Annotated in this window: 10 protein-coding genes; 8 read left to right on the top strand and 2 right to left on the bottom strand. The window is 70.5% G+C overall.

The genetic code is table 11. From position 1 onward, the window contains the following. Nucleotides 1-55 precede the first annotated feature (55 nt). Complete coding sequence (locus ACZ6ZP_RS29220; RefSeq protein ID WP_469409095.1) at nt 56-1,669, top strand: serine/threonine-protein kinase; 1,614 nt, start codon at nt 56-58, stop codon at nt 1,667-1,669. A gap of 6 nt (nt 1,670-1,675) precedes the next feature. On the opposite strand, the gene ACZ6ZP_RS29215 is transcribed toward ACZ6ZP_RS29220, so the two are convergent. Then, on the bottom strand, nt 1,676-2,500 hold the full coding sequence (locus ACZ6ZP_RS29215) for an SGNH/GDSL hydrolase family protein (protein ID WP_469408962.1): 825 nt from the start codon (nt 2,498-2,500) through the stop codon (nt 1,676-1,678). 333 nt (nt 2,501-2,833) lie between these two features. On the opposite strand from ACZ6ZP_RS29215, the gene ACZ6ZP_RS29210 reads away from it, so the two are divergent. The 6 genes from ACZ6ZP_RS29210 to ACZ6ZP_RS29185 all read left to right on the top strand — a co-directional run bounded on the left by ACZ6ZP_RS29210 (nt 2,834) and on the right by ACZ6ZP_RS29185 (nt 11,278). Continuing rightward, nucleotides 2,834-3,166: a hypothetical protein gene (locus ACZ6ZP_RS29210; RefSeq protein ID WP_351171405.1), complete on the top strand. Its 333-nt coding sequence runs from the start codon at nt 2,834-2,836 to the stop codon at nt 3,164-3,166. Between the two features lies 1 nt (nt 3,167). Beyond that, complete coding sequence (locus tag ACZ6ZP_RS29205) at nt 3,168-4,268, top strand: GNAT family N-acetyltransferase (protein ID WP_469408960.1); 1,101 nt, start codon at nt 3,168-3,170, stop codon at nt 4,266-4,268. A gap of 379 nt (nt 4,269-4,647) precedes the next feature. After that, nucleotides 4,648-5,478: a glycosyltransferase family 2 protein gene (locus tag ACZ6ZP_RS29200; protein ID WP_351171399.1), complete on the top strand. Its 831-nt coding sequence runs from the start codon at nt 4,648-4,650 to the stop codon at nt 5,476-5,478. Beyond that, nucleotides 5,475-6,506 carry a glycosyltransferase family 2 protein gene (locus tag ACZ6ZP_RS29195; protein ID WP_469408956.1) on the top strand — a complete coding sequence of 344 codons (1,032 nt, stop codon included), beginning with the start codon at nt 5,475-5,477 and terminating at the stop codon, nt 6,504-6,506. Before ACZ6ZP_RS29200 ends, ACZ6ZP_RS29195 begins: the two co-directional genes overlap by 4 nt. Before the next feature lie 31 nt (nt 6,507-6,537). Then, the gene (locus ACZ6ZP_RS29190; RefSeq protein ID WP_469408954.1) at nt 6,538-7,338 is read left to right on the top strand and encodes a polysaccharide deacetylase family protein; all 801 of its coding nucleotides are present in this window, start codon (nt 6,538-6,540) and stop codon (nt 7,336-7,338) included. Beyond that, the gene (locus ACZ6ZP_RS29185) at nt 7,331-11,278 is read left to right on the top strand and encodes a lipopolysaccharide biosynthesis protein (RefSeq protein WP_469408953.1); all 3,948 of its coding nucleotides are present in this window, start codon (nt 7,331-7,333) and stop codon (nt 11,276-11,278) included. Before ACZ6ZP_RS29190 ends, ACZ6ZP_RS29185 begins: the two co-directional genes overlap by 8 nt. Before the next feature lie 60 nt (nt 11,279-11,338). On the opposite strand, the gene ACZ6ZP_RS29180 is transcribed toward ACZ6ZP_RS29185, so the two are convergent. Then, complete coding sequence (locus ACZ6ZP_RS29180; RefSeq protein ID WP_351171390.1) at nt 11,339-12,763, bottom strand: GH39 family glycosyl hydrolase; 1,425 nt, start codon at nt 12,761-12,763, stop codon at nt 11,339-11,341. A 173-nt stretch (nt 12,764-12,936) separates the two neighbouring features. Between ACZ6ZP_RS29180 and ACZ6ZP_RS29175 the strand changes: the two genes are divergently transcribed. After that, nucleotides 12,937-14,031 carry a DUF5925 domain-containing protein gene (locus ACZ6ZP_RS29175; RefSeq protein ID WP_351171387.1) on the top strand — a complete coding sequence of 365 codons (1,095 nt, stop codon included), beginning with the start codon at nt 12,937-12,939 and terminating at the stop codon, nt 14,029-14,031. The last annotated feature ends 83 nt before the right edge of the window (nt 14,032-14,114 follow it).

Below are 14,114 nucleotides of genomic sequence, written 5' to 3'. Positions count from 1 at the left end.
CGAGCGTGTGATCGCGGGGCGCTACCGCCTTCTCGCCCCTTTGGGCGAAGGCGGCATGGGCACGGTCTGGCGGGCCCGCGACGAAGTCCTGGGCCGCGAGGTCGCGGTCAAGGAAGTGCGCGCCCCCGCCGGGCTCCCGGCCGGCGACGTCGACCGGCTGTACGCCCGTCTGGAGCGCGAGGCATGGGCCGCCGCCCGCATCCCGCACCGCAATGTGGTGACGGTCTATGACGTGGCGAGCGAGGACGGGCGCCCGTGGATCGTCATGGAGATCGTGCGCGGGCTCGCGCTCTCCGACGTCCTGGACGCGGAGGGTCCGATGCCGCCGCAGCGCGCCGCCCACATCGGCGCCGAGGTGCTCGCCGCCCTGCGGGCCGCGCACGAGGCCGGGGTCCTGCACCGTGACGTCAAGCCCGGCAACGTACTCATCGCGAACGACGGGCGGGTCGTGCTGACCGACTTCGGGATCGCCATGGTGGAGGGGAGTTCCGCCCTGACCATGACGGGTGAGGTCGTCGGCTCGCCCGAATTCCTTGCCCCCGAGCGGGCGTTGGGGCGTCGGCCCGGTCCGGAGTCCGATCTGTGGTCGCTCGGCGTGCTGCTCTACGCGGCCGTCGAGGGCAGTTCGCCGTTCCGGCAGGACACCCCGCTCAGTACGTTGCGTGCGGTCGTCGACGAGGAGTTGCCGCCGCCGCTGAACGCGGGGCCGCTGGTCCCGGTCATCGAAGGGCTGCTGCGCAAGGACCCCGCCGCCCGGATCTCCGCCGCCGAGGCCGAGAACCAGCTGCGGCTCGTCGCCGCGGGCGGCACTCCACGGGCGGCGACGCCCCTTCCGTACCTGCCGACCGTCACGTCACAGCAGCAACAGCAAGCGCCCTCGCCGCTGCCGCCGCCACCGGACCAGGAGGAGCCGGTCGTCGCCACGACCACCACCGTGGCCCCGACGCGTTCGCGCCGCACCGTCCTAGTCTTCGCCGCGGGCCTGGTCGCCCTGGCGCTGGCGCTGGCCGGGCTCACGTACGCCCTGGTCAACCGCGACGACGGAGGAGGCGGGGGCGGCAGCAGCAGCGGCTCCTCCGGGGGCGGCGGAGGAAGCGACAGCGGCGGGAGCGACGGCGGCGGCTCCGACGGCGGCACGAGCGGCGGCAGCAGTACGTCGGGCGGGAGCGACGGCGGAGGGTCGAGCACCGGCGGCGGCAGTGACGGCGGCTCCACCGGCGGGGGCGGCACGGACGGCGGCTCCACCGACGGCGGCGGCAACGGCGGGGGCACGACGACCCACCCGGCACAGTCCGTCAAGGTCTCGGTCGTCGGGGCGAACACGCAGTACAGCGGCGCCTGTCCGCCAGGCGCAGGGCAGGCCCCTTCGTTCACCGCGACGTTCACCGTGGGGCGGGTTCCGGTCACCGTCGACTACCGCTGGGTGACCAAGTCCGGTGAGCCGAGCGATCCCGGCTGGAAGACGCTCAGCTTCGCCTCCGGCGGCGCCAGGACCAAGCAGGCGCATCACACGGAGACGGTCGAGGGAGAGCCGGGCTCGACGCATCAGAACGAGATCAGCGTGGAGGTGCGCGGCCCGGTCGAGGCCTCGTCGAACTCCGTCGCGTACTCGGTGACATGCGAAGAGGAGACCCCGACGGGCGGGGTCTCCTCCTATGCGCCGAACTGAGTGGGGTCAGGAAGCCGCCGCGCTGAACACGGGGAGGTAGCCGCCGGACTGGCCCGCGGCCTTGGGGTGGTAGGACTCGCCGATGTTGGTCCAGTTCACGCTGTGCAGCCACGGGGAGCCCGAGCAGATCTCGTGGCCGGTGAAGGTGGAGGTCACGTCGCCGAAGGTGAAGCCGTGGTCGGCGGCGCGCTTGGCGGTGGTGGAGTTGAGGAGGTCGGCCGCGCCGTTGATGGCGCTGCGCTCCTTCTCGGAGAGCCCTGCGAGGCAGCCGCCGCCGAGCTTGTAGAAGCGGGGGTAGCCGAGCACGACGACCTGGGCGGCCGGTGCCTTCGCGCTGATCGCCGTGTAGACCTTGTCGAGGTTGCCGGGGAGCGTCGTCTCGACGTAGCTGCGTGCCTGCGCGATCCGCGCGAGACAGTTGCTCTCGGACTGCAGGACGCAGGTCGTCATGACGTCGGCGAAGCCGGCGTCGTTGCCGCCCACGGAGAGGCTGACCAGACCCGTTCCGGAGCCGAGCGGGCCGAGCTGGTTGGCCACGACATCACCCGTACGAGCGCCCGAGCAAGCCGTGAAGTTGAAGCTGGAGGGTGAGTTCGCGGCCGCCCAGAGCGCGGGGTAGGCGCGCGGGGTGCGCTTGCAGTCGCCGCTTCCGCTGTCGTACGCGCCGGCGCCGACACCGGAGGAGTAGGAGTCGCCGAGCGCCACATAGCCGGTGGCCGCGTCCTGTTGGTCGGATCGCTGGTCCGCTTGAGCCGCTGCGGCCCCGGTGAGGGCGAAGGCGGTGGCGAGGAGGAGTGAGGAAGCGTATGCCGTGATTCGGGACAATCTCATGGAACCTCCCTTAGCAGGATTTCTGCCACGACTGTGGTACCACTCCCCTCGGGGCGCCGGTAGTGTGCATGTCAATGAGTTCGCCTGCAATTCCCTTGCCCGCGCAGCGAGTTCCCTTCCGGTTCAAGGGCCCGCGGGGGAACATCTCCACACTCCCTCCGCATCTTGACGCGCCGCCGTCGACTGCGCGACATTGAAGCCCGGCATCCGGCGCGTCGGGGGGCAAAGTCGCCAATGCAGACCATCAGGATCAAGGCACCTTCATCAGACACCGGGCAAGGCCCACAAGACCCGCCGAGCCGGCACGAGGACGCGTTGCCGCTGCTCGCGGGCATGGCTGTCGCGATGGGCGCGGTCGGCGCGATGCTGGCGCTCACGGACATCGCATCGCCCCTGCGCGGCCCCCTCACGCTGTTCTTCCTCCTGGCCGCGCCCGGCGCGGCGATAGGCGCCGCCCTCAGGGGACTTGATCCATGGGGCCGGATCGTGACTTCCGTTTCCGGGGCCGTCGCCGTCAATCTGTTGGTGGCCCAGGCACTGCTGGCCCTGCACATGTGGTCGGTCCGCGGCGGAGTCGTCGCCATCACCGTGATCGGCTCGCTCATCTATCTGCTGGTACTGGTACGGCGACTGCGCGGCCGTACCCCGACGAGGCGGACCTCCTGACGTGGACATCACCGTGCACCGCCCCGGAGAACTCACCGCTGCGGACCGGGTGGCCTGGACAGCACTGCAGTCCAAGGCCCATCTCAACGGCGCGCCGGAGCTGGGCAATCCGTTCCTCTCCCCGGAGTTCACCCTCGCGGTGGGCCACTGGCGACGCGGGGTGCGGATCGCGGTCGTGCGCGAGGCGGGTGAGCCCGCGGCGTTCCTCCCGTTCCAGAGATCCGTCACCGGCATCGGCCGGGCCGTCGGCCTCGGCGTCTCCGACTGCCAGGGCCTGGTGCACCGGCCCGGCTTCACCTGGGACGCGCGAGAGCTGTTGCGGGCCTGCGGGCTCGCGATGTACGAGTTCGACCATCTGGCCGGCGGCCAGGGGCCGTTCGAGGCGCACGCCTCCGGCTCCTTCGCCTCCCCCGTCATGGACATCGACCAGGGGTACGAGGCGTACCTCGGCCAGCTCAAGGCGAGATCCCCGAAGTTCGTCCGCTCGACCCACGCCAAGGAGCGCAGGCTCACCCGTGACCACGGCGCCGTTCGCTACGTGCACGACGAGCGCGACCCGGCGGCCCTGCGCACCCTGATGGAGTGGAAGTCCGCCCAGTACCGCAGGACCGGCCGCAGCGACCGCTTCGCGCAGGCCTGGATCAGCCAGCTCGTGCGCCAGCTCTTCCACACCAGGTCCGATCAGTTCTCCGGCAGGCTCTCCGTGCTGTACGTCGAGGACGTGCCGGTCGCCGCGCACTTCGGGCTGTGCTCCGAGCGGGTCTTCGCCCAGTGGTTCCCGGCCTACGACCCGGCGTTCGCCAAGTACTCGCCGGGCCTGATCATGCATCTGCGCATGGCCGAGGCGGCCGCCGCCGACGGCATCGCGTACATGGATCTGGGACGCGGCCAGAAGCAGTACAAGGACTCCCTCAAGACACGTGAACTCACCGTGTCCGAGGGATGGGTGGCTCTGCGCCATCCGGCAGCGATCGGTCACCGGGTGCGGCGCGCTCCGGTCAGGGCGCTGCGCAACACGGTGCTGTCCCGGCCGGAGCTCTTCGAACCGGCCGACAAGCTGCTGAAACGCATGGGTCAAATTCGATCAAGAAAGAAGGAATAAGAGGGATCAGAAAGGAACGGGGCGCTCCATATGCGCCCACCAAGACAGGCCAAATCATCAAAAGGGTGAGGCCTCGTTCCAGGTCTTGCCATACGGTCGCAATCATCAATACCGTCGTACATCCACCCGCATCGGTCCATCACGCAATGCGATCTAGGGGAGGGCTCAAGATCGCGGTGGTTCCGGCGCGGGGCGCGGTAGGGGGGTGCCGTGCTCGGCGACTGAATTCGTGCCGAGTCACGTCCCGCGCAATGCCAGCTCATTTGGCGTGCACGGAGATCGATTTCGTCATGCTCAAGTGAGAACCCCCCTTTCGAACCGGATACATATCCGGACCGCCCGGGGGTGGGCGGTCCACCGGACGAGAGGGATCAGACTCATGAGTTCTTTTGTGCGCCCGGCGACCGAGTCGGACGAAGACCCGTTAAACAAGCCGACGCTGTCCGGCAACTACCGGCCCATTTCCACGCACCTGGCGATCACACCGCCGGTGAGCGTCGTGATCCCCGCGATGAACGAAGCGGAGAATCTTCCCTACGTCTTCAAGACCCTGCCCGACTGGATCCACGAGGTCGTCCTGGTGGACGGAAACTCCACCGACGACACGGTGGCCGTCGCACGGGAGCTCTGGCCGGACGTCAAGGTCGTCCGCCAGCTCGGCAAGGGCAAGGGCGACGCCCTGATCACCGGATTCGAGGCGTGCACCGGCGACATCATCGTGATGGTCGACGCGGACGGCTCGGCCGACGGGCACGAGATCGTCAGCTATGTCTCCGCCCTCGTCTCGGGCGCGGACTTCGCCAAGGGCTCGCGGTTCGCCAACGGCGGTGCCACGGACGACATGACGCCGATCCGCAAGCTCGGCAACCACGTCCTGTGCTCCGTCGTGAACGCCAAGTTCGGCGCCCGCTACACCGACCTGTGCTACGGCTACAACGCCTTCTGGCGGCACTGCCTGGACAAGATCGACCTCGACTGCACGGGCTTCGAGGTCGAGACCCTGATGAACATCCGGGTGGTCAAGGCCGGGCTCAAGGTGCAGGAGATCCCCAGCCACGAGTATCTGCGCATCCACGGCGTCAGCAATCTCAGCGCCGTACGCGACGGTCTGCGGGTCCTGAAGGTGATTCTCACGGAGCGCTCCAACCGCCGCGGCCGACGCCGCACCCGTGGTGTTCCCTTCCGCACACGCCAGGGAGAGGTGTCTTGAGCGGTTCCGGACACCACGGGGGGAGCACGGTCGCGGGCATCTCCGTCGTCATCTGCGTCTACACCGAGGACCGCTGGGAAGACATCCTCGCGGCGGTCGCCTCGGTGCGGGCGCAGTCCCTGGCGGCGCTGGAGACGCTTCTCGTGGTGGATCACAACGCCTCGCTCCTGGACCGGCTCACCAAGGAGTACAAGGAGACCGAGGGGGTGCGGGTGCTCGCCAACACGGGCCCCCGCGGCCTCTCCGCGGGCCGCAACACCGGCATCGCCGCCTCCAGCGGCGAGGTCATCGCGTTCCTGGACGACGACGCCGTCGCGGAGCGCGACTGGCTGCGCCACTTCGCCGAGGGGTACGCCGATCCGAAGGTCTTCGCGGTGGGCGGGCGCACCCTGCCCGTCTGGGAGTCCAGGCGCAGGCCCGCCTGGTTCCCCGAGGAGTTCGACTGGGTCGTGGGCTGTACGTACAAGGGGCTGCCCGAGGGACGGGTGCGGGTGCGCAACGTCCTGGGCGGCAACGCCTCCTTCCGCCGCACCGCGTTCGAGGCAGCGGGCGGCTTCGCGACCGGTATCGGGCGCGACGGCGACAAGCGTCCGCTGGGCTGCGAGGAGACGGAGCTGTGCATCCGCCTCACCCGGGCCAGGCCGGACGCGGTCCTGCTCATCGACGACCGCGCGGTGATCCACCACCGTGTGCCCGCGGCCCGGGAGCGCTTCGACTACTTCCGCACGCGGACGTACGCGGAAGGCCTGTCCAAGGCGCTCGTGGCCCGAAGTGTCGGCGCGCAGAAGGGACTTGAGTCCGAGCGGCGGTACGCCACGCGCGTGCTGCCCGCCGGTGTGGCGCGCGGACTGCGGGACGCGCTCCTTGCACGGCCGGGCGGTGCGGGCCGTGCGGGCGCCATCGTGGCGGGCGTGGTCACCGCGGCGGGGGGGTACGTCCTCGGCAGTGTCCGCGCACGCAGGGGAGGCGCCACTTTCTCGGTCGTGGAGATCGAGAAGGATGCGGACGGTGAGGGGGCTGCGGCATGAGCACGGCACCGATCGGCCGAGGGGGGCCGTCATGAACGCTCCTGTGCCGATACTCATGTATCACTCGATCGCGCATGAACCGACCCTGGAGACACGGGCGTTGTCCGTGTCTCCAGAGGCGTTCGCCGAGCAGCTGGAGCTGCTCGGCGAGCGGGGGTTCACGCCGCTGAGCACGTCCGGGCTCGCCGCCATCTGGCGTACGCCCGGCCGCGCCCTGCCGGCCAGGCCCGTCCTGATCACCTTCGACGACGGATACGAAGGCGTGCACCGGCACGCGCTGCCCGTGCTCGCCAAGCACGGCTTCGCGTCGACGCTCTTCGTCTCCACGGGCTGGATTCGCGGCGCCCATGACACCGGGGGCGGCCTCGACCTGATGCTCGACTGGGACCAGGTGCGCGAACTGGCCGCGGCGGGCACGGAGATCGGCGGGCACAGCCACACGCACCCGCAGCTCGACCAGCTGGACGACGACGACCTCTGGTTCGAGCTGCTGCGCTGCAAGGAGATCGTCACCGACGAGGTCGGCACCCGACCGGCTTCCTTCGCCTATCCGTACGGCTATTCCAGCCGCCGGGTGCGCAACGCGGTGCGCGGCGCCGGATTCGCCCAGTCGCTCGCGGTCGGCAACGGCCTCGCGCGGCGCTCCCAGGGGCCGTACGCCCTGCAGCGGGTGACCGTGCGCCGCTCCACCGGCATCGCGGAGTTCGAGCGGCTCGTCGAGGGCCGTGCGATCGCCCGCAACTTCGCAAGGGACCGTGCCCACACCAAGGGGTACGCCGTGGTCCGCAGAGCCCGACAGGCCCGCCGGAAGGCAACTCGTACCCGTGTCTGACACGTCGACCGCCCAGGCAGACGTCTCTGGGTCTCCCCGCACCGAACAGCAGCCGCCGTCCGGCAAGTCGGGCAGGCAGCGCAGAATGCGCCTGCCCGGCAGGGGCGGCCTCGGCGGCTCCAGCGGTTCGGGCGGCGGGAGCCCCCTGTTCCGCAACGCCTATGCCCTGATGCTGAACACCGGCATCTCCGGCGTGCTCGGCCTCGGGTTCTGGCTGGCCGCCGCCCGGTACTACTCGGAGTCGGCGGTCGGCCAGGGTTCGGCGGCGATCGCCGCCATGAAGTTCCTGGCGGGGCTCACCGCCCTCACCCTGATGGGGGCGCTGGCCCGCTTCATCCCCGTCGCGGGGCGCGCCACAGGCAAGCTCATCTTCCGTACGTACGCGACCAGTTCGCTGGTCGTCGCGTTCGCCGGGCTGATCTTCCTGGCCACGCTCGATCTGTGGGGACCCTCCTACCAGTTCCTGCACGGGTGGCTCAACGGCCTCGGCTTCATCGCCGCGGTCGTGGCCTGGTCGCTGCTCACCCTGCAGGACGGGGTGCTCACGGGGCTGCGCAGCGCGCTGTGGGTGCCGGTCGGCAACACCGTCTTCTCGGTCGTCAAGCTGGGGCTGCTCATCGCGATCGCCGCCGCGATCCCCACGGCGGGCGTGTTCGTCTCGTGGGTCGCCGCGATCGCCATGTCGGTCGTCCCGCTCGGCTATCTGGTCTTCCGGCGGCTCGTGCCACGGCACGTGAAGGCGACCCAGGACAAGACACAGCCGCCGACGCTGCGCGAGATGGGCCGCTTCCTGGCCGGCGACTACACCGGCTCGCTCTTCTCGCTCGCCGTGGTCTATCTCGTACCGGTGATCGTCGCCTCGCAGGTCAGCTCGGTCGACAACGCGTACTTCTACATCACCACCACGATCGGCGGCACGGTCAATCTGCTCGCCATCAACATGGGCGCGTCGCTGACCGTCGAGGGCGCGCACGACCCGGCGCGCCTTGCCGCGAACACCCGGGCCGCGCTGCGCCGCATGGCGCGCATCATGCTGCCGGTGTGCGCACTGCTCTTCCTCTGCGCGCCCTTCATCCTGCGCGTCTTCGGCCAGGGGTACGCGGACGCGGCGACGCCGCTGCTGCGCTGGTTCGCGGTGGGCGCGGCGCTGCGGGTCGTCATGGAGACGTACTTCGCGGTGATGCGCGCGCAGAGCCGTACGTCCGGGATCGCCTGGATGCAGGGCCTGTTGTGCTTCCTCGTGCTCGGCCTGACGCTGCTTCTGCTGCCGCGGATGGGGCTGACGGGGGCGGGCGTCGCGGAGATCTCCAGCCTCGCGGTGATCGTGGCCATCGCGGCGCCGAAGCTGTACCGGGTGGCGCGGGGAGCTCCCTCCTCCGAGTCGGCCGACGCGGCGCCGGACGGCGATCTCGCCGACCTGGGGACGCCCGCGACGCCGCCCCCGTCCGCCCCCGAGGAGCCGGGACAGAAGAAGGAACGGCGCGGGCCCGCGTGGGCGCTGCGCGAGACACTGGACTCGGACACGCTGCAGCTGGCCGTGCAGACCGACTTCGAGCATCCGGAGCGCAGGCCCGACGTGCGTCCGGGGCCGGGTACGCCGACGGGCGGGACACCGGCGTTCGGCAGGTCCGCTCCCGGGCGGGCCGCTGCCGGGAAGTCCGCTCCTGGGCAGTCCGCCGCGGACAAGCCGGCTCCGGCGAAGCCCGCTGCCGGGAAACCCGCGGGCACGGGGGACGAGGGGGACGACGTGGAGCACCGGCCGACCTGGGCGCTGAGAACTCCGCCCAAGCCCCGCGAACCGGCGGCGTCCTCGCCGATGCCGCCCTCGGTGTCCTCGGCCGTCACGGCGCCCGCCGAGGAGCCGGGCACCGAGGCACGCGTGCCCGAGGCCCCGACTTCGCCGCCCGCCGTCGCAGCGGAACCAGCGCTCCCCCGCCGCCGCGCCCTGTTCATGGCGCTGCTCCTGGCCTTCGCGATCGCCCTCTACTGGCTGCCCGCCCTGGGCATCACCGAGGCCGATCTGGACACGATGGGCGGGCTCGGGCTCATCTCCATCCTGCCCGCGCCGACCCTGGTCGGGGCCGCGCTGCTCGTCGTCGTCTTCGCCTCGCTGCTCTGGATGGAGCGGCCGCACAAGGCCCTGCTCCTGGTGACCCTGATCGCCACGGTGGTGTGTCTGCACGCGCTGCCCGCCGTCCTGGAGGACGAGCCGCGGTTCGCGACGGCCTGGCAGCACCTGGGCTTCATGGAGTACATCGACAGGACCGGCTCGGCGGTGCCCGACCTGGACGCGCGCTGGAGCTGGCCCGGGTTCTTCGCCGCGGCCACGTTCGTGGCCAAGGCGTGCGGCCTCTCGGACATGACCGAGGTGATCCGCTGGTGGCCGCTGGCCATGCAACTGCTCTACCTGGCGCCGATGCTGCTGCTCGTGCGCTCCATGCGGGCGGCCTGGCGCGCCAAGTGGGCCGGCCTGTGGATCTTCGCGCTCAGCGGCTGGGTCGGCCAGGACTACTTCTCCCCGCAGGGCTTCACGTACCTGCTCTATCTGGTGTTCGTCGCGGTGCTCCTGGTGTGGTTCCGCGCGCCGCACGTGCTGTGGGCCAAGCGGCGCCCGGGCGAGCTGGAGGTCGAACCCGTCGACCGGCGCCAGCGCGCCGTGCTGCTCGGGGTCCTGATCGCCCTGTTCGCGGCGACGGTCCCGGCGCACCAGCTCACGCCGTTCGTGATGCTCGGGGTCCTTGCCGTGCTCGTCCTGGTGGGCCGCTCGGAGCTGCGCGGCCTGCCGATCCTCTTCGCGGTCCTCGTCGCCGTCTGGGTGGGCTTCCTGGCGGAGCCGTACTGGTCGGGGCACTTCGACGAGCTGTTCGGCGGGATCGGCGGAGTCGGCGGCAATGTGTCGTCGTCGGTGTCGGGACGGATCGAGGGCGGCAGTTCGACCCACCAACTCGTCCTGTACGCCCGCGTGGCGCTGGCCGGCGGCGTCATGGCGCTGGCCTGCTGGGGCTGGTGGCGGCGGCGCGACCACAAGTACACGGAGCGCTCGCTGCTCGTCCTGACCTTCGTGCCGTTCCTGGGCTTCGGCATGCAGTCGTACGGCGGCGAGATGGCCCTGCGCGTCTTCATGTTCGCGCTGCCCGGCGCCGCGCTCCTGGCGGGGCTCGCGCTCTTCCCGCGCGCGGGCATCACCGCCAAGGAGCGCGACCGCGACAAGGTGAGCCTGGCGCCGCTTGCCGCCCTGATGGCGGGTCTCGTCCTGATGGGCGGCTTCCTGGTGGCCCGCTGGGGCAACGAGGCCTTCGAGCAGACCCGGGCCGGCGAGGTCGCCGCGATGGAGTACGTGTACGAGCACGACGACCCGACGGTGCGGCTGCTCTGGATGAGCGACGACACCGTCAACAACGTGACGCCCGCGATGCCGTGGGGCACGCGCGACATGGAGAAGGTCCAGTACGTCCCGACGCTCGCCCCGGCCGACCCGGTCCTGGTCTCCAGCCTGGTGAAGGCGCTCAAGGACGCGGGCCCCAACTCGTATCTGATGATCAACAAGAGCCAGACGATCTATCTCCAGATGGACGTGGGCTACTCCAAGACCTGGGACTCCCGGCTGATCACGAACCTCGACAACCGCCAGGAGCTGAAGAAGGTCCTCACGAACGACGACGCGACCCTCTACACCCTGCGCAAGCAGCCGAACGGCGCGGTCGAGAAGGCCGATCCGGGCCCGATCGGCCCGCAGGTGACGTGGACGCCCTGGTCGGTGATCGGCGCGCTCGCGGCGATCGCCGTGGTCCTGCTGCTCACCACCCGTGAGGTCGTGCGGGTGGCGGTGGAGCCCAGCGTGCGGCAGCTGCGCTGGCTGCAGAGCAGCTTCTGGTTCTCGCTGCCGCTGCTCGCGGTGCTGTTCGCCTCGCTGATCCAGCGGTTCCTGACGATGGCCTGACGTTCCTCGGGGCCGATGGCCGGGCGTGCCCTGGGGCGGGGTGCGGGTGGCTGAGGCGGATCACCGCTTCAGCCACTTCACCTCGTACCCCTTCATCGCGAACCGCTTCCCGTCGACCTTCGCGTCGATCGAGCGGTCCAGGGTGTTCACGACGAGCACCGTGTTCTTGTCGGCCAGGACGCGGACGTTCGGTACGTCGTCGGCGGCGACGGAGACCTTCTCGTACTCCGTGCCGGGCGGGAAGGCCTCGCTGAACCGGGAGAGCATCTCCAGCATCGGCAACTCCGTGCCGCCGTCGTCCAGTTCGGTCGAGCGCCACAGGCAGCCCGCGCAGGTCTCGCCCCTCTTCTGCGGGTTCCAGTAGAAGCCGCTGCTCGCGCCGCCGCGGGCCATCGCCATCAGGCCGCTGGCCTGGACGGCGACGCGGTGCGGCTCGGACCAGTCGTCGCGGTTGTCCTTGCTGTCACCCGGTTCCACGTAGTACTCGGCCCACCACAGCGGCAGGTCGCCGGTGCGCTCCCGCACCCACTTGCCGACCGCGGTGAGCTTGTCGGTGGCCTTGAACTCGTCGGGGAGCATCTCGTCGTCCACGGTGTAGCTGGAGCCGTCCACCACGACGAAGTCCGCGCCCGTCTTGTTCTTGTTCCAGTAGTCGAAGGCGTCGAGGACCCGCTGGTCCAGGCGGCCCCAGTCGCCCTCGACCTCCTTCGAGGCCCCCTCGCTCTGGCGCGGGTCGACGCTGTCCATCACGAGGTAGGGGCCGCCGACCATGATGTCCTTGTTGACCTTCTTGAGCTCCTTGTAGACCAGGTTGTAGAGGTCGGTGTAGCCCTCGTAGTCCCAGCGGGCCTTCTCGTCGTTCCAGAAGCCCTTGAACTCGTTCCAGACGATGAAGTGGCGTACGTCCGGATAGCGCTTGGCGACGGTCGCGGCGAGCTTGGCGAAGTCCTTGTAGTGGGCGCGCTCCGGGGCGGTCTCCAGGGCCTGCTGGCTCCAGTCGGTGTTGTCCGCGCCGGGCTCGCCGCCCTTCATCCAGTCCGGGGAGCAGCACAGGGTGACGACCGGCGTGCCGTCGGTGGCGCGGATGAAGTCCATCCGCTGGTCCATCTCCGCGAAGTCGTAACGCCCCTTGACCGGCTCGGGGTTGCTCGCTCCCCAGCCCATGATGTGCTGGATCTGCGGCAGCGGGCGCGGCTTGTCCGCGAGCAGCGTCTCGGCACGCCGCGTGGCGGCGTCGGTGCCCTCGTCCGCGCTGTACTGGGTGTGGGTGAAGCCCCAGCCCACTTCCGGCTTCGCGTCGCCCGGCGGGACGGCGGGGGTGCCGTGCACCTTGTCCCCGTCGCGCGTGGTGCCCTGGGTGCCCGTGTCGTCCTCGGGGAGCGTGGTGATGACGGTCAGGACCAGGGCCAGTGCGGCCAGACCAATGCCGAGCAGCGCGGTGAGCCGCCACCGCCGTACCCCCGAATTCCACCCATGACGTGCCATCAGGGGCAATAGTAACGGCGGTAGTTGGCGGTAGGACAGGTTCCGGACCACGGGATTGCGGCTTCCCGGCAGCATTGGCGCTGCTCGCGCAAACCTGCGGGCACCTGAACGGAGTACGGCGGAGTGCGTAAACCAGGATGCACGAGGGCACTTGCGTGCCGGATCATGGCGGCATGTCTGCGAACCCTCAGGACACCCTGCCGATCCGGCTCAACGTCGACGACAGCGACTCTCCGTCCGATGTCGTGGACGCCCTCTTCCTCGGGCGCTTCGCCACGGGCGAGCAGCCCTTCTCGCACAGCTCCAACATCGACCGCGTCAAGTCCGGCTGCACGCTGCTCCCGCCGGGTGCGACGGTGCTGCGCGCGGCCCGCGACGACGACCGCAGCGCGACGCTGGCCGAGGGTGACGGCTGGACGCTCCTGATCTCCCGCTGGAACCGCGGCGCGGACGTCACGGTGACGGCGACGAGCGCCGACCTCGCGGAGAAGGTCCTGAAGCAGGCGACGGACGGCGCGCAGGACGAGCCCGAACCGCAGCCGGACAACGTGACCATGGGGTTCTGGTACGTGTCCCCCAGGCGCGGCCCGCACCGCACGACGCGGCAGATCGCCGCCGGTACGTGGGAGGAGGTGCGGGAGAACTACACCGCGCCGGTCGCCGAGGCCATGGACTCCCTGATGAAGACGGGCCCCGAGGACATCTCGGGCCGTCTCCTGCTGCTGCACGGACCGCCGGGCACGGGCAAGACGTCGGCGCTGCGGACGCTGGCGCGGTCCTGGCGCGACTGGTGCCAGGTGGACTGCGTCCTGGACCCGGAGCGGCTGTTCAGCGACGTCGGCTACTTGATGGACATCGCGATCGGCGAGGACGACGGCTCGGCGAAGGGCCGCTGGCGGCTGCTGCTCCTGGAGGACTGCGACGAGCTGATCCGCGGGGAGGCCAAGCACACCGCGGGGCAGGCGCTGTCGCGGCTGCTGAACCTGACGGACGGGCTGCTCGGTCAGGGCCGCAACGTCCTGGTCGGCGTGACGACGAACGAGGACCTGGAGCGGCTCCACCCGGCGGTGGTCCGGCCCGGGCGGTGCCTGGCCCGCATCGAGGTCGGGAACCTGACCCGCGCCGAGTCGATCGACTGGCTCGGCACGGACGAGGGGGTCGCGCGCGAGGGCGCGACACTGGCGGAGCTGTACGCGTTGCGGCGCGGGACCTCCCCCACGTCGGTCCCGGACCCTCGCGAGGGAGCGGACGCGGGGCTGTATCTCTGACAGGTGCCGCTCCCTGTCGTGGGCAGGCGTTCCGCGGGGCGGAAGCGGTGGACACCACGCGAAGCTGCCGGGTACTGACCGAG

This window comes from Streptomyces sp. NPDC054047 (assembly GCF_055585065.1).
This window is presented reverse-complemented; position numbering and strand designations above follow the sequence as displayed.

Excerpts from the sequence above, each read along its gene's own strand:
- ACZ6ZP_RS29220 (WP_469409095.1), top strand. The coding sequence starts at position 56 with ATGGGCACGGTCTGGCGGGCCCGCGACGAAGTCCTGGGCCGCGAGGTC.
- ACZ6ZP_RS29215 (WP_469408962.1), bottom strand. The coding sequence starts at position 2,500 with ATGAGATTGTCCCGAATCACGGCATACGCTTCCTCACTCCTCCTCGCC.
- ACZ6ZP_RS29210 (WP_351171405.1), top strand. The coding sequence starts at position 2,834 with ATGGCTGTCGCGATGGGCGCGGTCGGCGCGATGCTGGCGCTCACGGAC.
- ACZ6ZP_RS29200 (WP_351171399.1), top strand. The coding sequence starts at position 4,648 with ATGAGTTCTTTTGTGCGCCCGGCGACCGAGTCGGACGAAGACCCGTTA.
- ACZ6ZP_RS29190 (WP_469408954.1), top strand. The coding sequence starts at position 6,538 with ATGAACGCTCCTGTGCCGATACTCATGTATCACTCGATCGCGCATGAA.
- ACZ6ZP_RS29180 (WP_351171390.1), bottom strand. The coding sequence starts at position 12,763 with ATGGCACGTCATGGGTGGAATTCGGGGGTACGGCGGTGGCGGCTCACC.
- ACZ6ZP_RS29175 (WP_351171387.1), top strand. The coding sequence starts at position 12,937 with ATGTCTGCGAACCCTCAGGACACCCTGCCGATCCGGCTCAACGTCGAC.